Consider the following 20,394-nt stretch of genomic DNA (forward strand, 5'->3'; position numbering starts at 1 on the left):
TATTAAGCCTTAAGTTTTTCTGCTTTTTCAATAACTTCATCAATTCCACCTACCATATAGAAAGCATTTTCTGGTAAATGGTCGTATTTTCCTTCTAAAATACCTTTAAAGCCTGCTATCGTATCTTCTAAACTAATGTATTTACCAGGACTTCCTGTAAATACTTCTGCAACGAAGAATGGTTGAGATAGGAATTTTTCAATTTTTCTCGCTCTTTCAACAATCAATTTATCTTCTTCACTTAACTCATCCATACCCAAAATAGCAATAATATCTTGCAAATCTTTATATTTTTGAAGCACTGATTGTACTCCACGTGCTACTTTATAATGCTCTTCACCTATAATTTGTGGATCAAGCATTCTTGAAGTAGAATCAAGTGGATCAACAGCTGGATAAATACCTTTTTCAGCAATCGATCTATTTAAAACCGTAGTTGCATCTAAGTGTGCAAAAACAGTTGCAGGAGCAGGGTCTGTTAAGTCATCTGCTGGTACATAAACTGCTTGAACTGAAGTAATAGAGCCTTTTTTGGTTGATGTAATTCTTTCTTGGAATTTACCCATTTCACTAGCTAGAGTTGGTTGATAACCAACAGCTGAAGGAATTCTTCCTAAAAGCGCTGACATTTCTGAACCCGATTGAGAAAATCTAAAGATATTATCAATAAACATCAATACATCAAGTCCCATTTCATCTCTAAAATACTCAGCCATAGTAAGACCTGTCAATGCGATACGATTTCTTGCTCCTGGTGGTTCATTCATTTGACCATAGCACAGTGCAACTTTATCCAAAACATTACTTTCCTTCATTTCATTATAAAGGTCATTACCTTCACGTGTTCTTTCACCAACACCAGCAAAAACCGAATATCCACTATGTTTAAATGCAACATTGTGAATTAATTCCATAATAATAACGGTTTTACCAACACCGGCACCACCAAAAAGACCAACTTTACCACCTTTAGCATAAGGAGCTAGCAAATCAACTACCTTAATACCTGTTTCAAAAATTTCGCTTTTTGTGCTTTGCTCTTCAAATGGAGGAGGATCTCTGTGAATTGACCAATGTTTATCAAAATTAATCTCTTCGCCCTCATCAATTAAATCACCCGTTACATTAAAAATTCTTCCAAGAACTTTTTCGCCCACTGGAACACTGATTGGGTTGCCAGTTGCCTCTACAGCTAAACCTCTAACAAGACCATCAGTCATATCCATAGCAATAGTTCTTACTTTATTATCGCCTAAATGTGCAGCTACTTCAAGAACTAGCTTACATTCTTTTCCTTCTAATTCATAATTAACAATAATAGCTTCATTAATTTGTGGAAGATATTCTTTAAATTCAACATCAACCACTGGTCCTAAAACTTGAGAAATAAAACCTTGCATCATCACTCCTAAATTTATTTCATTGACTCAACACCGCTGATAATCTCTATCAATTCGGTGGTAATAGATTCTTGTCTTGCTTTATTATAAGCTAAGTTAAGTTGTTTAACTCTTGCTTTTGCATTATTGGTTGCATTATCCATAGCCTGCATTCTTGCACTATGTTCAGCCGCCAAAGAATCAACCAAAGAAAAATACATATTATATTCAAAATAAGTTTTTAACAAGTCATTTAAGATTTCTTCATCTTCTGGCTCTAAGTCCATTAAAGACTGTGATTCTTGTTCTTCCTTGCTTGCAATAGCTTGCACTGGCAATAATTCATTAATACGAATTTCTTGAGAAATCATATTTTTATAGCCATTATGCACAATTACAACTTTATCGGTTACTTCGTTTACAAAATCATCTACTGCACTTTGTATAATAGCACATGCTTTTTCATAGTCAGGACTAGAGCTTGTATCTAAATACTTTTCTAAAATTTCAATATTTTGAAAATTAAAATACTCTATACCTGTTTTACCAATAGCTCTTAATCTTACTTTGATTTTTTTTGCTTTACAATCTTCAAGCATTTCATTTACTGTTTTAATGGTTTTGATGTTAAAACCACCACATAAACCTTTATCGGCAGTAATGAAAATAATATCCATTTTTTCAATATTGTCTTTTTTTCTAAAAAACGGAAGTTTATCATCAAGTCCTTCGTATTGATTAATCTTAAATGCAATTTCAGATAAAACTTCATCAATTTTTTGAGCAAAAACTTTTGACTTTTTAGCTGCCTCTTCCGCCTTTCTTAATTTGGCAGTAGAGACAAGCTTCATAGCATTAGTTGTCTTTTGCGTGTTATGAACACTTTTTATTTTTCTTTTAATTTCTTTTAAATTGGACATTTAAAAACCTTATATGTGGTTTGCTTTAAACTCACTCAATGCTTTAGCTAATTTTTCTTCTAAATCTTTATCTAAAGCCTTTTTGGTTCTAATTTGCTCAAAAATTTCTGGATATTTAGCTTCAATAAATGGATATAAAGCCGCTTCAAATTCTCCAATTTTAGAAACTGCTATATCATCTAAATATCCTTTAGTTCCTGCATAAATCATCACTACTTGATTTTCAGCTGAAAGTGGAGAATATGGAGGTTGCTTTAAAACTTCAACCATTCTTTGCCCACGCTCAAGTTGCTTTCTACTTGCTTCATCCAAATCACTTGCAAATTGTGCAAAAGCTTGCAACTCTCTATATTGAGCTAAATCAAGTCTTAGTGTACCTGAAACTTGTTTTGTTGCTTTAATTTGCGCAGCACCACCAACACGAGATACAGATAAACCAACATTAATCGCAGGACGAATACCTGAGTTGAATAAATCTGTTTCCAAGAAAATTTGCCCATCTGTGATTGAAATAACATTGGTTGGAATATAAGCTGAAACATCACCCGCTTGAGTTTCAATAATAGGTAATGCTGTTAAGCTTCCCGCGCCAAGCTCATCACTTAATTTACTTGCCCTTTCAAGCAATCTTGAATGTAAATAAAATACATCCCCTGGATAAGCTTCACGACCTGGAGGACGACGTAAAATCAAAGACATCTCACGATATGCAACAGCATGTTTACTTAAATCATCATAAACAATCAACGCATGTCTTGAGTTATCTCTAAAATACTCACCCATAGTTACACCTGTATATGGAGCAAGATATTGCAATGCAGCAGGATCAGAAGCACCTGCATTTACTACTATACTATAATCCATTGCACCATATTCTTCAAGCTTTTTAACTACTTGAGCAACTGTGCTTTGTTTTTGACCAATTGCAACATAAATACAAACAACATCTTTACCTTTTTGACTAATGATAGTATCGATTGCAACGGTTGTTTTACCTGTTTGTCTATCACCGATAATTAGCTCTCTTTGTCCTCTACCAATTGGAACTAAAGCATCAATTGCTTTAATACCTGTGTGTAGTGGTTCATGAACGCTTTTTCTAGCCATAATACCTTTTGCTTTTTCTTCCACAAAACGATATTCACTTGCTTCAATCACACCTTTAGCATCAATTGGCTCACCCAAAGCATTTACAACACGTCCTATCAACGCATCGCCTACCGGAACTTTTAGAAGTTTTTTTAGTCTTTTTACGGAACTTCCTTCTTTAAGGCCAAGACCTTTTCCTAAGATAACAATACCAACACTTGATTCTTCAAGGTTAAGCACCATTCCTTTTTCACCATTTTCAAATTCAACCATCTCTCCAGCCATAGCATTCTTAAGACCATAAACCTTAGCAACACCATCAGCAACTGAAATAATTTTACCAGTTTCTTCTATTTCAAGATTAAAGTCAAATTTTTCAATTCTTTCTTTTATAATAGAACTAATTTCATCTGCTTTAAATTTCATCAAATCTCCTTAAATTGCTTTTAATATATATTCATTCATTTTAGCTTTTAAGCTTTGCATTGAAAATGAAATTTCATAACCAAGACCATCTAAGCTAATCTTCACACTGTCATTATCACTTATTTTACTATCTAATCTAATTTTTGCATTAAACTTAGTACTAAGTTTTTCTTCTAAATTTTTAATTTCTTCTGCACTTAATTGTTCTTTTGAATAAACTTGCCCTAAGAATGTATTTTCTTTTAATGCTTTTTGCTCACTCAATTCTTTAGTGATTTCTGGGATTAACATCTCCCTTTTATTATCTACGATTAAATTTATAAAATTTTTAAAAGCATCGCTTGGATTATCTAACAAAGAAAGTATAAATTCTAGTTTTTTTTCTTGTTTTATCTCATAAGATTTTAGAGCATCTATAAATTTATTAGATGCAAAAGCCGAACTTAATTCTAATAAATTAGAATAAAAATCTTCGAAATCATTTCTTTCTAATATCGCCTTTGCATAGGTTTTTGCAATCACACTTTCCATCAAGACACCTTTTTCATCATGATATTTAGAATTTCTTTTTGCTGAAGTTGTAAATTTTGATCTTCAAAAATTTCTTCTAAAACCGCTTGTATAACTTCTTTTTCCATTTTTCTTATTTCATATTCTTTATGTTCTTCATAAGTTTTTTCTAAAGCCTTAATTTCCATTTTCGTTTCAGCTTCTATTTTATCTGTGATAATTTCAGCCTCTTTTTTTGCAAGAGCTACTGCATTGATCGCTTCTTGTTTAGCTAAATCTAGTTTTTTCATCATTTCTAACTTATGATTTTTACTCGCAATAAGCTTTTCTTGAATTTCATTCATTCTAGAAGCAATTTTTGCAATCCTACCATTATAAAAATTTTTCAAAGGAGTTGCAATAAAATAATACAAAATAGCAGCAAATAAAGCAAAATTAACTGCTCTTGGAATTATATCATATTCACCACTTCCATTACCTGCTGCAAAAGCATAAAAAGGAAGTACTGATAACAATGCAATTTTTTTCAACATTTATCTTCCTTAAATTTTACTCAAGCTATTTTTAAAGCTTTGTTTAAATTCTGGCATTTTTAAACGCATTTCTTCTTTTAATTCTTTTTCTTTTTCTCTTAGACTTTTAAGAAAAACAAGCATTTGATCTTCCAATTCTCTTTTTCTTGTTGATAATTCTTTTTCTTGTTTTATTTTAGCTTCTTCTATTGCTTTTGCTTTAATTTGATTGATTTCATCTCTTGTTTGAATATGAATTTTTTCTAATTCACTTTCTACATTTGAAACATCATCAGAATTTTTTTTCATTTTTTCTTCATCATTTTTTATAGTTAAATCCCTAGAATCCATAAATTTAATCAAAGGTTTATAGAGCATAGAATTTAAAATCGCTATCATAAGCAAAAAAATGACACCAGTAGCTATCATGATGGAAAAATGTACATCATTAAACATTAATACTCCTAAATAAATCTAAATAAAACGCGAAATTATAGCAAAATATACCTAAAAACATATTTAATTTAATGTCTTTAGAAATTCCCTAACCTCATCTTCATTTTCAAAATTTATAGTAATTTTTAAATCTTTTGCATTTACTTTTAAGCCTAAAGATTCAATTTTTTCTTTTAAATTTATTATAGATTGATATTGTTTATTTGAATTTGTACTTTTTTCTAATTGGTTTGTATTTTTAAAATTTTTAATTAATTTTTCAGTATCTCTTACATTAAGTTTTTGTCCTATGATAGTATCAACTATCATTTTTTCTTCTTCTTTTTCAAGCCCCACTAAAACTTTTGCATGTCCTTGTGAAATTTTACCTTCTATAATGAAATTTTGCGTTTGCTCATTTAAATTTAAAAGTCTTAAGGTATTAGCAATTTGGGGTCTTGATTTGTGAATAAGATCGGCTAATTTTTCTTGAGTGATATCATGAATTTCTAACAACTCTTTATAAGAATGTGCTAGCTCTATAGGATTTAGATTCTCTCTTTGAATATTTTCTATTAAAGCAAGCTCACGTAATTTTATATCATCTACATTTAAAACTACAGCTTTAATCTGTTCTTTTTCTAAAAGCTTACACGCTCTAAATCTTCTCTCACCTGCTATTAAAATATAATCAAATTCATCTTTTTTAAAAACCACAACAGGCTGAATCAAACCATATTCTTTAATAGAACCTGCAAGTTCTTCTAAAGCTTGAGTATCAAAATTTTTTCTTGGTTGATAAGGGTTTGGGCTAATTAAATCTATATCAATTTCTTCTATTCTACCTTCATTAGAGCCTAATTCTTTTTCATAAACCTCATCAATATCAGCCAAAATACTACTTAAACCTCTTCCTAATGCACTTTTTTTTGCCATTTTTTATCCTAATATAGAATGTGCTAAATTTTGATATGCCACCGAACCCGGAGATTTTATATCATAAAGTATAATAGGCTTTCCATAGCTTGGACTTTCAGCAAGTTTTACATTTCTTGGTATGATGATGAAATCATCTTCATTATCACCTGTTCTAAATAGCTTTTGTTTGAAATTTTGCTTTAAATCCTCCACAGTATCTTTTGAAAGATTATTTTGTGAGCTATACATGGTTGGTAAAAAGCCTTTTATTTTTAGTTTTGGATTGATAGTTTTTTTCACAAACTTAATAGTGTTTAAAACCATCGCAACACCCTCAAGCGCATAAAACTCACATTGTATAGGGATAATAACACTATCGCTTGCTGCAAAAGCATTTACCGTAATGCTTCCAAGTGCAGGAGGTGAGTCAATGATAATAAAATCATAATCTTTGACAATTTCTTTGATTTTTTCTCTTAAAATTGTTCTATATTCTCCACTTTCTTTTACTACTTCTTGCTCAATTCCAACCAAAGAAATATTTGATGGAGCTAAGTATAATTGTGGAAGTTCAGTTTTTAAAATAATCTCAGAAAGTTTTTTCCTACCTATAAAAACATGGTAAATATTATATTCATAATTACTTCTATTAAAACCAAGTCCTGTTGTAGCATTAGCTTGCGGATCAATATCTATCAAAAGAACCTTTTTTTCAGCTACTGCTAAAGAAGCCGCTAGATTAATAGCGGTAGTAGTTTTACCCACTCCACCTTTTTGATTTGCAATAGTTATTATCTCACTCATCTTAAACTATATATCCTTTTATTATCTAACAATATAGAACCATCTTTATACAATAAAGCATCTTTTAAAGATAAAATCTTACCTTCATTATGTATAAAAAAATTTCTTGATTTTTCAAATTCTAGCATATACTTGCTAAAAATATTCTTCCATAAAATTTTCTCATCTACATAAGAAAAATACTCATTTAAAAGTTTTGTTATATCCACTTCTATGTCTAAAATTTCAGCTTTAAATGGAGCATATTTAAGATTAATCCCCATTCCTACAACCAAAAAATCATTGATTTTAGAACTCATCAATCCGCCTATTTTTTTATCTTCTATATAAAAATCATTAGGCCATTTAATCCATACTTTTGAATTTTGTCTCTGCAGTACTTCTTTCATTAAAAATGCAAAATATATACTAGCAGAAGCTAAAGGAAGATCTTGTGCTAATTCTTGAGTTTTTATACAAAAAGATACATGTAAATTTCCTTGCTTACTTTGCCAAGTATTATCCCTACTACCTATACCGGCACTTTGGATAAAAGCACAAATGGCTGTATTGCTAGTAATCTCTCCACTACGAATTTTATCACTTAAATAAACTTGAGTTGATTCAAGCTCATCAAAATAAACTATCTCCAAGTTTTAACCTTTTTCCATTTAAATAAGTCTTAGCATCTAAAGCTTTTTTTCCACTTTCTTGTAAAGTTTTAATCCTTAAAATACCTTTTGTACATGAAAGCAAAAAGCTTTCCTTTTCTATTTGTAAAATCACACCTGGTTTTTGAGTTTTTTCACTATCAATTAGCTCTATGTCTAAAAATTTCAAACCATTTTCTAAAAAAATTCCAGGCCAAGGTGTAAAAGCTAGAAATTTTTGATAGATTTCACTTGCATTATCCAAATTAATCAACCCATCTTCTTTTTTGATTTTTTTACAATGTGTAACCAAACTTTCATCTTGCTTTTTTGGGACAATTTTTTCAAAATTCAAAAGCGTAGAAATAGCGAGCTTAGCTGCTAAATTGGAAAGCACAATAAAAACCTCAGCTGAATTTTTACCTTCTATATCACATTCTATGCTTTCTAAGATTGCACCACTATCAAGCCCTTCTTCCATAAGCATAGTGCAAACCCCGCTTATTTTATCCCCATTTAAAATAGCACTTTGTATAGGCGAAGCGCCACGATATTTAGGAAGCAAGGAAGCATGTAAATTGATACAAGGAGCAATATCTAAAATTTCTTTTGGTAAAATCTTCCCATAAGCAGCAACAACTATAAAGTCAGGTTTTAAGCTTTTTATTCCATTGATTATGTTTTCATCTTTTAAGCTTTTTGGAGTGAAAATTTCTATATTTAAATTATTTTCTAAAACAAATTTTTTAGTATCACTTGGAGTTAGAATTTGCTTTCTTCCCACAGGTTTATCAGGCTGGGTAAATAAAGCTTGGACATTAAACCCTTTATCAATAAGCTCTTTTAAAATACATGTTGCATAAGAGGGAGTTCCCATAAAAATGATATTTTTCATAATTTTCCTATATCTATAATAAAATAATATTATATTAGATATAGGTAAATTTTACATTTTAGTTAAAACTAAAAGTCCAATCTCCATGATCAGTTTCAACTTTAACTTCTAAAATTTTATTACAATTAGAAAGAGGTATATAATCCCAAGTTTGACTATAAGATAAAGTTTTATCAATCTTTATACCATTTTTGTCCAAAACTCCACCAACTTTACATTTTCCTCTATTTGGAATAATATTAGTAATCTTAACACTATCAACCAAAGAAGTTATATTTAAATATTTAACATTTCTATGTAAAATAGGATTGTATCTTTCACTTATAGACACCTCAATTGGAACTTTATCTTCTCCACCACATGCAGCAAAAAATATAGCTACAATGAAAATAAATATTTTTCTCATCAATCTCCTTTTTAACCTATCATAATAGAGTGAAATAAAATTATAAATCAAATATACTTAAAAATCTATAATAATAGAGTGGATATAGTTTGATTTACGAATTTAATAAAAGTGAAATTAATTTATTTCATAAACAAATAGCACAAAATGTAGCTAAAATTAGAAAAGAAAAAGGTTATTCTCAACTAGAACTAAGTTTAGCTATAGGATATAAGTCTGTTTCATTAGTAAGTGGAGCGGAAGCTGGATATAAAAATATTCATTATAATATTGAACATTTATATAAAATTGCAAAAATTTTGAAAGTAGATATCAAAGAATTTTTCTAAAACTCTTTGACTATTTTTATTATATATTGTCAATACAATCAGTTGCTTTGATTTCTAATTTTTTTTACTTCTTCTAAAAGCATAAATTTAAGCTCTTTTAAACCTGTTTTTTCAAGACTTGAAACTTTGATGAAAAAACTTTGTGGATTATTTTGACTTTGCAAATAAGCTTTCAACTCATTATAATCATCTTCCATTTTTTGTGCAAATTCCTCACCTAAATTTACACTATCACTTTTTGAAAGCATTAAGCCAAAATTTCTTGCATAAAGTTTGCTTGAAAATTTTTCTAATTCTTTTCTTAAAATGCAAAATTGTTCTTTTAAACTCATATCTCTTAATGGATCAAGCACAAAAAGTAAAAAAGAAGTTCTTTCTATGTGTCTTAAAAACTCAAGTCCCAAACCCCTACCATCGCTTGCACCTTCTATAATACCTGGGATATCTGCCATTACAAAAGAATTATAATCATCCACTTCAACCATACCAAGTTTTGGAGTTAAAGTAGTAAATTCATAATTAGCTATTTCAGGTCTTGCATTAGACACTACGCTTATAAGAGTGGATTTTCCTACATTTGGAAAGCCTACAAGCCCAACATCTGCTATGAGTTTTAACTCTAAGCGCACACTTAAGGTTTTTCCTGCCACGCCTGGTTGAGCATAATCTGGACGCTGATTAGTAGAGTTTTTAAAGTGAGTATTACCGAGACCACCTTTACCACCTTTTAAAAAGAGTTCTTTTTGACCTTCTACTAGCATATCAAGCAAAACTTCCCCACTTTGTGCATCAATTACTTGGGTGCCTTGAGGGACAATCAACTCTAAACTCTCCCCTCTTTTGCCATTTTTATTACGGCCCAAACCCGGCTGGCCATTTTGTGCTTTAAGTTCTTTTTTGCCTTTAAAGTGTGCTAGGGTATGAGTATTATTATCACATATAAAATATACATCGCCACCATTTCCACCATCGCCACCATCAGGTCCACCAAGCGGAACATGTTTTTCACGACGAAAACTCACAGCACCTTTACCACCATTACCTGAACTTAAAACTAATTTTACATTATCTATAAACATATATAACCTTAAATAAATTAAAAAGAAGTATATCAAAATATAAATAATTTCAAAAGAGTAGCTTTTTTTAAATTTTAAAGTAGAAAATACACCTAATTTTAGAATATTTATCTCTAATTATTAGGTGTTATAGTATTTGTAACTATATATTATAGCCTCATTTATTTTTTTGATTAGGATTTAATTGCTTCCCGCGATTTCCTTGATTTTGATCATATTGCTTATTTGTTCCAGGTGTACCTTTATTTGGATTTTGCATATTTGATGCATTATCTTTGGGATCAATTTTTTTGTTCATTTAATTCTCCTTTTTTTAAAAAATTATAAAGTTAATAACTTTATAGATATAATTTTATAAAATACACTAGAGACAAATAGGGACAAAATGGAAAAACTCTATCAAAAAAAATATAAAAATAATTATCAAGAATTTATAACAAAAAATTTAAAAAAAGCCTACAAAAGCCAAAGAGAATTTATAGATGCCTATATAGACCTCCAAGAAGAGTGTGGAAAATTATATATTATAGATGAGAGAACAAGAAAACAGTATGTTGATAAATATAAAAAAATCATACAAAGAGGTGCTCCAAAAAATGAAATAGAAAAAATATATAGTTTCTTGCTAGAAAACGAAGAAATAAAAAAAGATAAAATTTATAAACCATTAATTGACGATCAATTTGAAAGAGAAATTTTTGGAGATGAATATTATAAAATTTTAATTAAACACTATTCTGAAGAATAGTGTTTTGCACACTCGATAAAACTTTTTTCATTTTTTTGACATATTTCCAATTTTGCAATACACGCCCATTTTCTTTCATGGCTTAAGTTTAATCCAACGCAAGTTGAAATAAATGCGTATTCTTCTTTTACTGTATAACGAGTTTCATTCTTATAATAATAAACTCCACTACCACCTATAATTAATGCAGTCAAAAAAGGTAAAAAATTATTTTTTCTAGGACTGCTTAATTTCTTATCAGCTAATGTATTTTTTTCTAAGATATATTTTGTTACTTCATCTATATTTTTTATATTTATTTCTGTGTATTGAAGATCCTTCATAGCTTTTTCAATAAGATCTTCTACTTGTTTTATTTTCACATCATCTGAAATTTGCTCTAGAATATATCTTCTTAATTCATCCTTGGATATTCTATACATTCAAAAGCCATCTTGTATTAAGAATTTATATTTACAAAGAATTTTCCTAGATAATCTAGGAAAATTATGCAGGATAAACAGAAACTTTTTTTCTATTTTTATCTTTTCTTTCAAATTTTACAAAACCATCAATTAAAGCAAAAATTGTATGATCTTTTCCCATGCCTACGTTATTACCTGCATGAGTTGCTGTTCCTCTTTGGCGAATGATGATGTTACCAGCGCGAACAAATTCTCCACCAAATTTTTTAACACCTAGACGACGACCTATAGAATCACGATTATTCTGAGTTGAACCTTGACCTTTCTTGTGTGCCATTCTTTACTCCTTAAGCTTTAATATCTACTACTCTAACGCGAGTAAATTGTCTTCTAAAACCGCGTTTTAATTTTGAGTCTTTTCTACGTCTTTTTTTATAAATCACAACTTTTTTGTCTTTTCCATGAGCAATCACTTCTAAAACAACTTTTGCACCCGCAACAAACGGCGCACCTACCTTTAATTCTTTATCGCATACAGCAAGAACTTCACTTACTTCTACGCTTGATTTTGCTTCAGCTTCAAAACGATCTAGTTTAAGCTCATCACCTTGGCTTACTCTGTATTGTTTTCCACTGTGTTTTATAATAGCATACATACAGCTATCCTTTCTTAAAATATTTTGGTAGCACCATAAAGCATTATGTATAAAACATAAATTTAAAAAGCTTTAGTGGTTAAAAGCGGTAATTATATCTTGATTTTATATAAAGTAAGCTTAAGACGCGAAAAGCGTCTTAAGATTTAAATTAAAGCTCTGGCTTTGGAGTTTTTTCAGTTGCTTTTGGAAGTTGAGGATAAGTAATACTTGGTTTTTTACCTGTTAGAGCATGTAAGAAAGTTTCTATAGAAGCTGCTTCTTTGTCAGAAATTTCTATACCAAGTTGCACACTACCCATTTCTTTGATTGCTTCTTGTAAAGACCAAATAGCGCCATTGTGGAAATATGGAGCTGTTTCAGCAATATTTCTTAAGGTTGGAGTTTTAACCAAACCATTTGCATCGCCTTTAAAATCTCCTACATTTGCAAATTTATATTTAGCTGCTACTTGGAAAGCTTGCATACTACCACCTAAATTTACCCCTGTATGGCAAGCTGTACAGCCTTTATCGATGAAAGTTTTTAAACCTTCTTTTTCTTTTTTACTTAAAGCTTTTGTATCACCTTCTAAGAATTTATCAAATTTAGATGGAGTCAAAAGTGTTCTTTCGAATGTAGCAATAGCATCTGCGATATTGTCAAAAGTCACTCCACTGCTTCCATAAACTTTTTTAAATTCTTTTACATATTCTGGCATAGAAGAAATTTTTTCTACTGCTAATTTAGCTGGGGTTGCCATTTCAGGTTCTGCTTCGATTGGCCCTTTTGCTTGATCTGCTAAAGTACCTGCTCTACCATCCCAAAATTGAGTTGAATTTAAAACTGAGTTATAAACTGTTGGCGAATTTAAATGATGAGGATTAGCTGTCCATTTGTGTCCTACAGCAGCTGCTATACCATCAGCACCACCCATACCTAAGTTATGACAGGTATTACAAGAAATCAAACCACTTTTAGAAAGTCTTGGTTCAAAATACAATTTTTTACCAAGATTAGCTTTTTCTTTAGAGAATTTGCTAGCCTTAACTCCCATTTCTTTTAATAGTTTTTCAACACCTGCTTGATCCTTTGGTAAAGGTGCTAAACCTGCAGCTTTTGCTTCATCTAGTAAAGCTCTATCATTAGCAAAAGCAGTTGATGCAACTAATAATGATGATGCAACTAATAATGAAATTTTTTTCATTATCTACTCCTAAATAAGATAAAATAAAGCCTATTTAAAATAAACTTATTGAAAATATATCTATAATTTTCTTTAAACAAAATAAAAAAAATCTATTTAACAATAAAAATTATTATAGGATAAATTATATCTTAAATATTTATTTCAGGGTTTTTTGCTATCATTTTATAAAGTTTTATAAAATCAGGATAATAAAGTAAATGGAAAATTTAATAATCTATCTTTTGGCTTATCTTATAGGTGCTATACCATTTGGGCTTTTACTAGCTCAAATTTTTGCTAAAACAAATATTAAAAATGCAGGTAGTAAAAGCATAGGAGCTACTAATGTTTTAAGAGTAGTAAAGGAAAGTGATCCTAAGCTTGCCAAAACACTTGCTGTTGCAACTATTGTTCTAGATGCACTTAAAGGGATTATACCTATATTAGTAGCAAAATTTTTAGGCTATGATGAAAATATCTTATGGACTATGGCGGTTTTAGCGGTATTTGGCCACTGTTTTTCTCCTTATTTAAAATTTGAAGGGGGCAAGGGGGTAGCTACTGGAGCTGGAGTTTTAGCAGTATTTTTACCTTTTGAAATTATATCTGCGGTTTTAACTTGGTTTATCATAGGAAAGGTATTTAAAATTTCAAGCTTAGCTTCACTTGGAGCCTTGGTTGTTTTAATCATAACTTCTTTTATATTTCATTATGATATGCCTGTGATTAATACCCATGCGCCGATATTTATTATCGCTTTTATAGTTATTTATAAACATATACCAAATATTTTAAGATTAATCGGAAAACAAGAATGCAAAGTCATATAAAAGTTAGCTTAGAATTTAAATGCATTATAGGACTTTTGGATTTTGAAAGAATTCAAGAGCAAAAAGTCTTAATAGAATTAGAAGCTAAAAGTAAAAAATTTTTAGATTATGCAAAATTATGCACCAGAATAGAAAAAATCTATAAAAAGAAAAAATTTAAAACTATAGAAAAATCTTTAAAATATATATGTAAAGATATTAAAAAGCACCATAAAAAACTTCAGTTTATACATATTACCTGCTATAAGCCTGATATTATTAAAAATGCACGTGTTGGAGCTAGTTTAAACAAAAAATATTAAAAATTTTTTAAAGAATTTTGAATATTTGCTTAATTTGTGTTATACTTTTGCACTAAAACTATCTTCAAAGGAATAAAATGCGTATTTTAGTTGTAGAAGATGAAGCATCACTTAACAAAACCTTATCAAACACTTTAAATGAGTTTGGCTACCAAAGTGATACTTCAGAAAATTTTAAAGACGCTGAGTATTTTATAGGTATTAGACACTATGATTTAGTATTATCAAATTGGACTATAGGCAATAATGATGCAAGTGATTTGATCAGCGCTATAAAACAAAAATCCCCAAGAACCGCTATAGTTACAATATGCTCAAAAGCAGACAAAGAAAATGAAATCAAAGCTTTAAAAGCTGGAGCAGATGATTATATAAAAAAACCTTTAGATTTTGAAATTTTAATGGCAAGAATTGAAGCTAGACTTAGATTTGGTGGAACTAATGTGATTAAAATTGATGATTTAGTGATTGATCCTGATGAAGAAAAAATCACTTACCAAGGAAAAGATATAGAATTAAAAGGAAAACCTTTTGAAGTTTTAACTCACCTTGCTAGACATTCTGATCAAATCGTATCAAAAGAACAGCTTTTAGATGCTATTTGGGAAGAACCTGAACTTGTAACTCCAAATGTTATAGAGGTTGCAATCAATCAAATAAGACAAAAAATGGACAAACCACTTAATATCTCCACTATAGAAACTGTACGTCGCAGAGGGTATCGCTTTTGTTTTCCTAAAAAAACTAACTAAAAAATTTTTAGAATGATTCAATCATTCTAAAAATTGGATCTATTTTTTCTTTCATTTAAATTAGCTATAAGTTTTTATATAGTATAAGTTTGCTTTATTACTCATAAAAGGAAAAGTATGTCACTTTTAATCACTAGAGAATGTATATCCTGTGATGCATGCAGGGAAGAATGCCCAGATGAGGCTATTTATGATAATGATCCAATCTATATTATAGATCCTGATCTATGCACTGAGTGTGTGAATGAATTTTCAGAACCGGCCTGTATAGTGGCCTGTCCTGTAGACTGTATCATACCTGATCCTGACAACGTAGAAAGTATTGATGAGCTTCGCTTGAAACATAAAAATAAAGATATTTAATGGCTAAAAAAACAGCAGTAATTGACCTTGGTTCTAATTCCGTTCGCATGGTTGTTTTTGAAAGAACCTCAAGATATGGTTTTTTCATTTGCAGCGAACACAAAAAGAAAGTAAGACTTGGAGAAAATGCCTATAATAATAACAAAATTCTCCAAGAAGAAGCTATGCTTAAGGCTGAAAAAGCTTTGACTTACTTTAAAGAAAAGGCTTTAAAGGAGAAATGTAGAAAAATTATTACTGTTGGAACTTCTGCACTAAGAGATGCGCCTAATGCAAAAGACTTTATTACTAGAATAGCAAAAAATGTAGGTTTAAATATAAAATGTATCAATGGAAAAACAGAATCATTTTTAGGTGGTCTTGCTGCATTAAATTTGCTATCAAATATTCAAAATGCCACCACCATAGACATAGGTGGAGGATCAACCGAGCTTTGCTTGATTAAAGAAGGTAAAATTATAGATTGTATTTCACTTGATCTAGGAACTGTAAGATTAAAAGAAATTTTTTATGATACTAAAAGATTTAATGCTCTAGATCAGTTTATACAAGAAGTGTTAATGCAAGTGCCAAAACATTTTCAAAATGATAATATTATTGCCATAGGTGGCAGTTTAAGAGCATTATCAAATTCTATAATGAAAAAAAACTCTTACCCATTAAAAATGATTCACAATTTTAGCTATAGTTTTGAGAAAGAAAAAAACTACATAGAAAAAATTCAAAATGCTAAAAATTTAGTTGATTTTAACATCAAAAAGGATCGTTTTGATACTATAAAAGAAGGTTGTGTAATCTTTTTAGCTTTAGCAAAAAATTTAAAAGCCAAAAATATCATCACCTCAGCAGTAGGCGTAAGAGAAGGTGTGTTTTTATCTAATCTTTTTCAAAAATACACCAAAATAAAAAATGACACTACCGATTTTTCAAAATTTAATGCTAAATTTCCACCTAATTTTAATCCGAGTTTAAAATCTCTACAAGATCGCTTTAATATAGACTATAGTGATAAAAGTGCATATTTTGCAAATAAACTATTTGATGCACTTTTGCCTATTCATAAAATTGATATTGGTTTTAAAAAAGATCTTTTAAATGCTGCCAAATTAGCTCACATAGGCGAAAGAATTAATTTTTATTTTGCTAATGAACATAGTGCTTATATGGCTTTAAATGGTTTGCATTTTGGCTTTTCACATAAGGAAATTTTACTTATTGCAACTCTTTTAAAAGCCAATGGCAAAAAAATCAATCCCTTTACTATTGAACATGTTAAAGAATTATTACCAAATAACCATATATTGGTTTGGCTTAATTTCATTCTTGCATTAGCAAAAAAATTAGCAAAAGACACTGATATAAATCTTGATTTTACGCTAAAAAATCACACTTTGTATATTTACTCAGATAAAAAGCAAATTTATTTTTCAAAAGAAGAGATTAAAAAGATTTCAAAGCCAAAACTTATCATTTTGGCTTTTAATCAAAAAAATTAATTATTTTGTTTTAAAAGTAAATTTTGCAATCTTTGTTTATTTTCTTCAAAATAAGAGTCAAAATCTTTTTCTTTTGGTTTTTGGGATGTTTGATTTTGTTCATCATTTTTCATCATAGCTTCACTTGTTCCTAATACCACATTAGAATTTCCTATGATCATAGTATAGCGCTTTAAACCATACTCAAAAACTACAAGTTGATTATGCCTATCAAGCGGTCTTTGAAAAATCAAAATAAAATTTCTATCTAAAGGATGTTTTTGTCTTAAATACATTTTTAAAAACCAAAGTCCAATAAGCAAAAGTATCAAAACACTTACAACTAAAATATAATTTGTAAAATCATACTCTTGCATTTTTATTTCCTCAACTTTTTCATTTAAGTTTTTTTTGGTAGTTAAATTTGCGCCCTCTTTTTGCGCACGTAATCTTAAACCATATTCACCAATCGTATCTGCATTAATTTGTATCTTATCGCCAATACTTAAGGCTATAAAAGTTTTTTTACCTTCTGAAAAAATTTTTATTTTTTTAACAATATTAGAATTTATTATCTTATCTTCTTCTTTAGCACTTTGAGCATTTAGTGTAAAGATGATGATATTATCTTTTCTCTTTTGACTAATGCCTTCTTTATAAGGAATATCAAATGAAAAAGTAATATCCACCCTATCTTCTCTAGGATAGATATTATAATCAAGAATTTTTGCCCCAAAAAGAGGCAAAGCAAGTAGTAAAATCCAAATAAATTTCATTGCAATTCTTTTTTAAAATACTGCAATACTGATTTTGAATCTAAAATCTCGTTAATTCTTATGGCAAGGTTTTTTTCATACACCATTACCTCACCTTTTCCAAAAATTCTTTTATTTAAGTAAAGCTCTACACTCTCACCTGCTGGCTTTTCAAGATCTATCACAGAACCAACTTCTAACTTTAAAAGATCTCTTACACTCATATTAGTCGTACCAAGCTCGCTAACAAAATCAACACTAATATCTAAGATATCTTCATAAGATTGCAATAATCCTAAATGATCTTCTATCATATTTTTTTATAACCTATTCTAAAGGAAGCATTTTTTACTTCATAAGTAAATTTTTCTTTGAGTTTAATTTTTGAAAATCCATCAATACGTCCTAAATACTCAGGAACACCTAAACGATATTCATCTTTTCCATTAGTATCGTTAAGTAATTTTTTAGCATAACCTATAATTTGATTAGCCACTTCTTTTACCAAATCTGCTAATCCATCTTCTTTTAACTCTTCATGTAACAAAAACAACGCAATTTCATTTAGAGCTTGTTTTTGGAAAAATAAATAAAAACTATATTCTTCATCTTTAAAATACAAAGGTATAGAAGCTCCATAAAGCTCACCCCTAATCATACTTTTTTGTGAAATTTTTAATTTTAAAATATGCTCAAAAAAATGATAAATCGAATACTCAAGTGTTTTAGTCATAGTTTTTCCTTAGATAACTTAATTAAATTTATTTTACTAAATAAACCTTTAATCATAATTAATAATTAAAATATAAAATATAGTAAATTTTTATTTAAATTAAAAAAAGGTTTTTAATGTTTATAGGAAATTTCAATTTAAATGAAAAAGTTTTCATCATTGCCGAGCTTTCAGCCAACCATGCAAACAGCCTTGAAGTAGCTTTAAAAACTATACAAGCAGCTAAAAAAGCAGGAGCTGATGCCATAAAAATTCAAACCTACACCCCAGATAGCTTAACACTAAATTCTAATAAAAAAGATTTTATTATCGAAGGTGGTTTGTGGCATGGACGCAAACTATATGAACTATATGAAGAAGCCAAAACACCTTATGAGTGGCATGAACAACTTTTTGAATGCGCCAAAAATGAAGGGCTAATCTGTTTTTCTAGTCCTTTCTCTAAAGAAGATGTGAATTTTTTAAGACAATTTAATCCCCCAGCTTATAAAATCGCTTCTTTTGAAGTAAATGATTATGATTTTGTGCGTTATGTAGCAAAAGAAAACAAACCTACCTTAGTTTCTACAGGTATAGCCTATGAAGAAGAACTTGAAGTGGTTGTTAAAATTTTTAAAGAAGAAAACAATTCAAATTTGATTTTACTTAAATGTACTTCAGCTTATCCTTCACAAATTTGTGATTTAAATCTAAATGCCATCAAAACTTTACAAGAAAAATTTAAAACCATAGTAGGCTTAAGCGATCATAGTGAGGGCTTTTTAGCACCTACTTTAGCCCTAGCTCTTGGAGCAAGAGTCATAGAAAAACATTTTATATTAGATAAAACTTTAAATAGTGCTGATGCTAAATTTAGTCTTGATTATGAAGAGTTTAAACAAATGTGTTCCATGGTGCGTTTAAGTGAGCAAGCACTAGGCAAATCTAGCTTAACAATAGATGAAAAAACTTTAAAAAATCGCCATTTTGCAAGAAGCTTATATGCTAGTAAAGACATCAAAAAAGGTGAAATTTTTACACTAGAAAATGTAAAAAGTGTAAGACCAAACCTTGGCTTACATCCTAAATTTTTGCCTATCATACTTGGTAAAAAAGCAAGTTGTGATATAGAATTTGGGCAAGCGCTAAAAAAAGATCATCTTTTGGAATAATTTATGCTTTTGCTTAAAAAAATATAAATAAGGAACTATAATGCTACTTGAACTTAATTTTTCTAAAAATTTGCAAGTTTTAAAAGAAATCAACGCAAGCTTAGCTGATAAAATCTTGCAAGTAAAATCCAACGAAAGATTTGAACTTTTTGAAAAAAACTATGATATTTATGATCATAAAACAAAACAATTTTGTATACAAAATGCTTTAGATAATTTATCTTTTTATGAGCAAAACTACAAAAGACATCCTTTTTTAATCTTTTTTGGAATTAGCAATGGTATGTTAATTTTTGAATTATTGAAAAATCCACTTAAAGATTATATTTGCATTATAGAACCTGAAATAGAACTTATATATATTGCTTTGCATTTAAATGATTTTAGCCAAGATTTACAAGATAAAAGACTTCATATTTATCTATATGAGGATATTAACTTTTTAACTTTTTATCGTTTTTTTGAACAAGAAAAAATTCACTTTTTTGTAAAAACTTATGACTTGCTTTTAATGTCAAATTTCTATGAAAACTATGAAGATGCTATAACCACAACTAACTCTTTATGTATAGAGAGTATAAAATCTTTGGTTGTTAGACAAGGAAACTCATCAGAAGACTCCTTCGAAGGCATCACCCAACTTTTACACAATCTACCTTATCAATTAGCGAACCCTAGTTTAAAAGATTTACTAAAACAAAGAAAAGATAAAATAGAAAATGCTAT

General features: G+C 29.4%; 28 protein-coding genes and 1 pseudogene. 9 read left to right on the plus strand and 20 right to left on the minus strand.

All coding sequences use genetic code 11. From position 1 onward, the window contains the following. Positions 1-2: 2 nt before the first annotated feature. The 11 genes from atpD to ACOTVC_RS01250 all read right to left on the minus strand — a co-directional run bounded on the left by atpD (position 3) and on the right by ACOTVC_RS01250 (position 8,923). Positions 3-1,400: a F0F1 ATP synthase subunit beta gene (gene atpD, locus ACOTVC_RS01200; protein ID WP_039617358.1), complete on the minus strand. Its 1,398-nt coding sequence runs from the start codon at positions 1,398-1,400 to the stop codon at positions 3-5. Between the two features lie 14 nt (positions 1,401-1,414). Continuing rightward, positions 1,415-2,299: an ATP synthase F1 subunit gamma gene (gene atpG, locus ACOTVC_RS01205; RefSeq protein WP_039617357.1), complete on the minus strand. Its 885-nt coding sequence runs from the start codon at positions 2,297-2,299 to the stop codon at positions 1,415-1,417. 9 nt (positions 2,300-2,308) lie between these two features. Then, complete coding sequence (gene atpA, locus ACOTVC_RS01210) at positions 2,309-3,814, minus strand: F0F1 ATP synthase subunit alpha (RefSeq protein WP_039640655.1); 1,506 nt, start codon at positions 3,812-3,814, stop codon at positions 2,309-2,311. 9 nt (positions 3,815-3,823) lie between these two features. Beyond that, a complete protein-coding gene (locus ACOTVC_RS01215; protein WP_039640653.1) occupies positions 3,824-4,345 on the minus strand; it encodes a F0F1 ATP synthase subunit delta in 522 nt (173 codons plus the stop codon). After that, positions 4,345-4,857: a F0F1 ATP synthase subunit B gene (locus tag ACOTVC_RS01220; RefSeq protein WP_039640651.1), complete on the minus strand. Its 513-nt coding sequence runs from the start codon at positions 4,855-4,857 to the stop codon at positions 4,345-4,347. The genes ACOTVC_RS01215 and ACOTVC_RS01220 overlap by 1 nt, the downstream gene beginning before the upstream one ends. 9 nt (positions 4,858-4,866) lie before the next feature. Beyond that, on the minus strand, positions 4,867-5,292 hold the full coding sequence (locus tag ACOTVC_RS01225; protein ID WP_039627807.1) for a FoF1 ATP synthase subunit B': 426 nt from the start codon (positions 5,290-5,292) through the stop codon (positions 4,867-4,869). 63 nt (positions 5,293-5,355) lie between these two features. Next, complete coding sequence (locus ACOTVC_RS01230) at positions 5,356-6,207, minus strand: ParB/RepB/Spo0J family partition protein (RefSeq protein ID WP_039640648.1); 852 nt, start codon at positions 6,205-6,207, stop codon at positions 5,356-5,358. A 3-nt stretch (positions 6,208-6,210) separates the two neighbouring features. Next, positions 6,211-6,993: a ParA family protein gene (locus ACOTVC_RS01235; RefSeq protein WP_039640646.1), complete on the minus strand. Its 783-nt coding sequence runs from the start codon at positions 6,991-6,993 to the stop codon at positions 6,211-6,213. After that, positions 6,990-7,625, minus strand: coding sequence for a biotin--[acetyl-CoA-carboxylase] ligase (locus ACOTVC_RS01240; RefSeq protein ID WP_039627803.1), 636 nt, complete (start codon positions 7,623-7,625; stop codon positions 6,990-6,992). The genes ACOTVC_RS01235 and ACOTVC_RS01240 overlap by 4 nt, the downstream gene beginning before the upstream one ends. Continuing rightward, positions 7,606-8,517, minus strand: a complete 912-nt coding sequence (gene fmt / locus ACOTVC_RS01245) for a methionyl-tRNA formyltransferase (RefSeq protein WP_421627476.1) — start codon at positions 8,515-8,517, stop codon at positions 7,606-7,608. The genes ACOTVC_RS01240 and fmt overlap by 20 nt, the downstream gene beginning before the upstream one ends. Before the next feature lie 58 nt (positions 8,518-8,575). Beyond that, positions 8,576-8,923 (minus strand): hypothetical protein, encoded by a 348-nt coding sequence (locus ACOTVC_RS01250; protein ID WP_421627478.1) that lies wholly within the window; start codon positions 8,921-8,923, stop codon positions 8,576-8,578. Positions 8,924-9,012: 89 nt separating this feature from the next. Here ACOTVC_RS01250 and ACOTVC_RS01255 point away from each other — a divergent pair, with 89 nt between their 5' ends. Continuing rightward, the gene (locus ACOTVC_RS01255) at positions 9,013-9,252 is read left to right on the plus strand and encodes a helix-turn-helix domain-containing protein (protein WP_257936613.1); all 240 of its coding nucleotides are present in this window, start codon (positions 9,013-9,015) and stop codon (positions 9,250-9,252) included. Positions 9,253-9,290: 38 nt separating this feature from the next. Here the strand turns inward: ACOTVC_RS01255 and obgE are convergent, their stop codons facing one another. Both obgE and ACOTVC_RS01265 read right to left on the minus strand, forming a co-directional pair. Beyond that, the gene (obgE, locus tag ACOTVC_RS01260; RefSeq protein ID WP_421627480.1) at positions 9,291-10,331 is read right to left on the minus strand and encodes a GTPase ObgE; all 1,041 of its coding nucleotides are present in this window, start codon (positions 10,329-10,331) and stop codon (positions 9,291-9,293) included. Between the two features lie 157 nt (positions 10,332-10,488). Continuing rightward, a complete protein-coding gene (locus ACOTVC_RS01265) occupies positions 10,489-10,629 on the minus strand; it encodes a hypothetical protein (protein WP_192860679.1) in 141 nt (46 codons plus the stop codon). An 87-nt stretch (positions 10,630-10,716) separates the two neighbouring features. On the opposite strand from ACOTVC_RS01265, the gene ACOTVC_RS01270 reads away from it, so the two are divergent. Then, a complete protein-coding gene (locus tag ACOTVC_RS01270; protein WP_047207917.1) occupies positions 10,717-11,079 on the plus strand; it encodes a hypothetical protein in 363 nt (120 codons plus the stop codon). Here ACOTVC_RS01270 and ACOTVC_RS01275 read toward each other — a convergent pair. The 4 genes from ACOTVC_RS01275 to ACOTVC_RS01290 form a co-directional block, all read right to left on the minus strand. Beyond that, entirely contained in the window at positions 11,064-11,501 is a 438-nt protein-coding gene (locus ACOTVC_RS01275) for a hypothetical protein (protein ID WP_214099044.1), read from the minus strand. The genes ACOTVC_RS01270 and ACOTVC_RS01275 overlap by 16 nt on opposite strands. Before the next feature lie 64 nt (positions 11,502-11,565). Next, positions 11,566-11,820, minus strand: coding sequence for a 50S ribosomal protein L27 (rpmA, locus tag ACOTVC_RS01280; RefSeq protein ID WP_002862355.1), 255 nt, complete (start codon positions 11,818-11,820; stop codon positions 11,566-11,568). 10 nt (positions 11,821-11,830) lie between these two features. Continuing rightward, on the minus strand, positions 11,831-12,139 hold the full coding sequence (rplU, locus tag ACOTVC_RS01285; protein ID WP_039617324.1) for a 50S ribosomal protein L21: 309 nt from the start codon (positions 12,137-12,139) through the stop codon (positions 11,831-11,833). A gap of 151 nt (positions 12,140-12,290) precedes the next feature. Beyond that, positions 12,291-13,325 carry a cytochrome c551 peroxidase gene (locus ACOTVC_RS01290; protein WP_039617315.1) on the minus strand — a complete coding sequence of 345 codons (1,035 nt, stop codon included), beginning with the start codon at positions 13,323-13,325 and terminating at the stop codon, positions 12,291-12,293. A gap of 200 nt (positions 13,326-13,525) precedes the next feature. On the opposite strand from ACOTVC_RS01290, the gene plsY reads away from it, so the two are divergent. The 5 genes from plsY (at position 13,526) to ACOTVC_RS01315 (ending at position 17,050) form a co-directional block, all read left to right on the plus strand. Further along, entirely contained in the window at positions 13,526-14,137 is a 612-nt protein-coding gene (gene plsY / locus ACOTVC_RS01295) for a glycerol-3-phosphate 1-O-acyltransferase PlsY (protein WP_039640638.1), read from the plus strand. Then, a complete protein-coding gene (locus tag ACOTVC_RS01300) occupies positions 14,122-14,439 on the plus strand; it encodes a dihydroneopterin aldolase (protein WP_039640636.1) in 318 nt (105 codons plus the stop codon). Before plsY ends, ACOTVC_RS01300 begins: the two co-directional genes overlap by 16 nt. 77 nt (positions 14,440-14,516) lie before the next feature. Beyond that, positions 14,517-15,191 (plus strand): homeostatic response regulator transcription factor HsrA, encoded by a 675-nt coding sequence (hsrA, locus tag ACOTVC_RS01305; protein ID WP_421627483.1) that lies wholly within the window; start codon positions 14,517-14,519, stop codon positions 15,189-15,191. Between the two features lie 117 nt (positions 15,192-15,308). Continuing rightward, positions 15,309-15,554 (plus strand): YfhL family 4Fe-4S dicluster ferredoxin, encoded by a 246-nt coding sequence (locus tag ACOTVC_RS01310; protein WP_039640633.1) that lies wholly within the window; start codon positions 15,309-15,311, stop codon positions 15,552-15,554. Then, positions 15,554-17,050, plus strand: a complete 1,497-nt coding sequence (locus ACOTVC_RS01315) for a Ppx/GppA phosphatase family protein (RefSeq protein WP_214099045.1) — start codon at positions 15,554-15,556, stop codon at positions 17,048-17,050. The genes ACOTVC_RS01310 and ACOTVC_RS01315 overlap by 1 nt, the downstream gene beginning before the upstream one ends. Here ACOTVC_RS01315 and ACOTVC_RS01320 read toward each other — a convergent pair. From ACOTVC_RS01320 to ACOTVC_RS01330, 3 genes are read right to left on the minus strand one after another with little or no spacing between them, the layout of a single operon-like run. After that, positions 17,047-17,805 (minus strand): hypothetical protein, encoded by a 759-nt coding sequence (locus ACOTVC_RS01320; protein WP_214099046.1) that lies wholly within the window; start codon positions 17,803-17,805, stop codon positions 17,047-17,049. The genes ACOTVC_RS01315 and ACOTVC_RS01320 overlap by 4 nt on opposite strands. Then, positions 17,802-18,098, minus strand: coding sequence for a flagellar motor switch protein FliN (gene fliN / locus ACOTVC_RS01325; RefSeq protein WP_039617302.1), 297 nt, complete (start codon positions 18,096-18,098; stop codon positions 17,802-17,804). The genes ACOTVC_RS01320 and fliN overlap by 4 nt, the downstream gene beginning before the upstream one ends. Then, positions 18,095-18,517: a hypothetical protein gene (locus tag ACOTVC_RS01330; RefSeq protein ID WP_039627794.1), complete on the minus strand. Its 423-nt coding sequence runs from the start codon at positions 18,515-18,517 to the stop codon at positions 18,095-18,097. The genes fliN and ACOTVC_RS01330 overlap by 4 nt, the downstream gene beginning before the upstream one ends. A gap of 116 nt (positions 18,518-18,633) precedes the next feature. Here ACOTVC_RS01330 and pseI point away from each other — a divergent pair, with 116 nt between their 5' ends. Beyond that, positions 18,634-19,668 carry a pseudaminic acid synthase gene (pseI, locus tag ACOTVC_RS01335; RefSeq protein ID WP_214099047.1) on the plus strand — a complete coding sequence of 345 codons (1,035 nt, stop codon included), beginning with the start codon at positions 18,634-18,636 and terminating at the stop codon, positions 19,666-19,668. Positions 19,669-19,708: 40 nt separating this feature from the next. Further along, a pseudogene (locus ACOTVC_RS01340) lies at positions 19,709-20,394 on the plus strand (hypothetical protein); the annotation flags it as partial.

It is taken from the genome of Campylobacter sp. GB48, from assembly GCF_049221845.1.
In the GTDB taxonomy this organism is placed as follows: Bacteria; Campylobacterota; Campylobacteria; order Campylobacterales; family Campylobacteraceae; genus Campylobacter_D; species Campylobacter_D lari_C.

What these genes read in the sequence shown, in the direction of transcription:
- rpmA (WP_002862355.1), bottom strand. Translation starts at nt 11,820, where the DNA reads ATGGCACACAAGAAAGGTCAAGGTTCAACTCAGAATAATCGTGATTCT.
- ACOTVC_RS01320 (WP_214099046.1), bottom strand. Translation starts at nt 17,805, where the DNA reads ATGAAATTTATTTGGATTTTACTACTTGCTTTGCCTCTTTTTGGGGCA.
- obgE (WP_421627480.1), bottom strand. Translation starts at nt 10,331, where the DNA reads ATGTTTATAGATAATGTAAAATTAGTTTTAAGTTCAGGTAATGGTGGT.
- ACOTVC_RS01265 (WP_192860679.1), bottom strand. Translation starts at nt 10,629, where the DNA reads ATGAACAAAAAAATTGATCCCAAAGATAATGCATCAAATATGCAAAAT.
- ACOTVC_RS01300 (WP_039640636.1), top strand. Translation starts at nt 14,122, where the DNA reads ATGCAAAGTCATATAAAAGTTAGCTTAGAATTTAAATGCATTATAGGA.
- ACOTVC_RS01235 (WP_039640646.1), bottom strand. Translation starts at nt 6,993, where the DNA reads ATGAGTGAGATAATAACTATTGCAAATCAAAAAGGTGGAGTGGGTAAA.
- fliN (WP_039617302.1), bottom strand. Translation starts at nt 18,098, where the DNA reads ATGATAGAAGATCATTTAGGATTATTGCAATCTTATGAAGATATCTTA.
- ACOTVC_RS01290 (WP_039617315.1), bottom strand. Translation starts at nt 13,325, where the DNA reads ATGAAAAAAATTTCATTATTAGTTGCATCATCATTATTAGTTGCATCA.
- rplU (WP_039617324.1), bottom strand. Translation starts at nt 12,139, where the DNA reads ATGTATGCTATTATAAAACACAGTGGAAAACAATACAGAGTAAGCCAA.
- plsY (WP_039640638.1), top strand. Translation starts at nt 13,526, where the DNA reads ATGGAAAATTTAATAATCTATCTTTTGGCTTATCTTATAGGTGCTATA.
- ACOTVC_RS01270 (WP_047207917.1), top strand. Translation starts at nt 10,717, where the DNA reads ATGGAAAAACTCTATCAAAAAAAATATAAAAATAATTATCAAGAATTT.
- fmt (WP_421627476.1), bottom strand. Translation starts at nt 8,517, where the DNA reads ATGAAAAATATCATTTTTATGGGAACTCCCTCTTATGCAACATGTATT.
- ACOTVC_RS01250 (WP_421627478.1), bottom strand. Translation starts at nt 8,923, where the DNA reads ATGAGAAAAATATTTATTTTCATTGTAGCTATATTTTTTGCTGCATGT.
- atpA (WP_039640655.1), bottom strand. Translation starts at nt 3,814, where the DNA reads ATGAAATTTAAAGCAGATGAAATTAGTTCTATTATAAAAGAAAGAATT.
- atpD (WP_039617358.1), bottom strand. Translation starts at nt 1,400, where the DNA reads ATGCAAGGTTTTATTTCTCAAGTTTTAGGACCAGTGGTTGATGTTGAA.
- ACOTVC_RS01275 (WP_214099044.1), bottom strand. Translation starts at nt 11,501, where the DNA reads ATGTATAGAATATCCAAGGATGAATTAAGAAGATATATTCTAGAGCAA.
- ACOTVC_RS01230 (WP_039640648.1), bottom strand. Translation starts at nt 6,207, where the DNA reads ATGGCAAAAAAAAGTGCATTAGGAAGAGGTTTAAGTAGTATTTTGGCT.
- ACOTVC_RS01310 (WP_039640633.1), top strand. Translation starts at nt 15,309, where the DNA reads ATGTCACTTTTAATCACTAGAGAATGTATATCCTGTGATGCATGCAGG.
- hsrA (WP_421627483.1), top strand. Translation starts at nt 14,517, where the DNA reads ATGCGTATTTTAGTTGTAGAAGATGAAGCATCACTTAACAAAACCTTA.
- ACOTVC_RS01315 (WP_214099045.1), top strand. Translation starts at nt 15,554, where the DNA reads ATGGCTAAAAAAACAGCAGTAATTGACCTTGGTTCTAATTCCGTTCGC.
- atpG (WP_039617357.1), bottom strand. Translation starts at nt 2,299, where the DNA reads ATGTCCAATTTAAAAGAAATTAAAAGAAAAATAAAAAGTGTTCATAAC.
- ACOTVC_RS01225 (WP_039627807.1), bottom strand. Translation starts at nt 5,292, where the DNA reads ATGTTTAATGATGTACATTTTTCCATCATGATAGCTACTGGTGTCATT.
- ACOTVC_RS01215 (WP_039640653.1), bottom strand. Translation starts at nt 4,345, where the DNA reads ATGGAAAGTGTGATTGCAAAAACCTATGCAAAGGCGATATTAGAAAGA.
- ACOTVC_RS01330 (WP_039627794.1), bottom strand. Translation starts at nt 18,517, where the DNA reads ATGACTAAAACACTTGAGTATTCGATTTATCATTTTTTTGAGCATATT.
- ACOTVC_RS01220 (WP_039640651.1), bottom strand. Translation starts at nt 4,857, where the DNA reads ATGTTGAAAAAAATTGCATTGTTATCAGTACTTCCTTTTTATGCTTTT.
- pseI (WP_214099047.1), top strand. Translation starts at nt 18,634, where the DNA reads ATGTTTATAGGAAATTTCAATTTAAATGAAAAAGTTTTCATCATTGCC.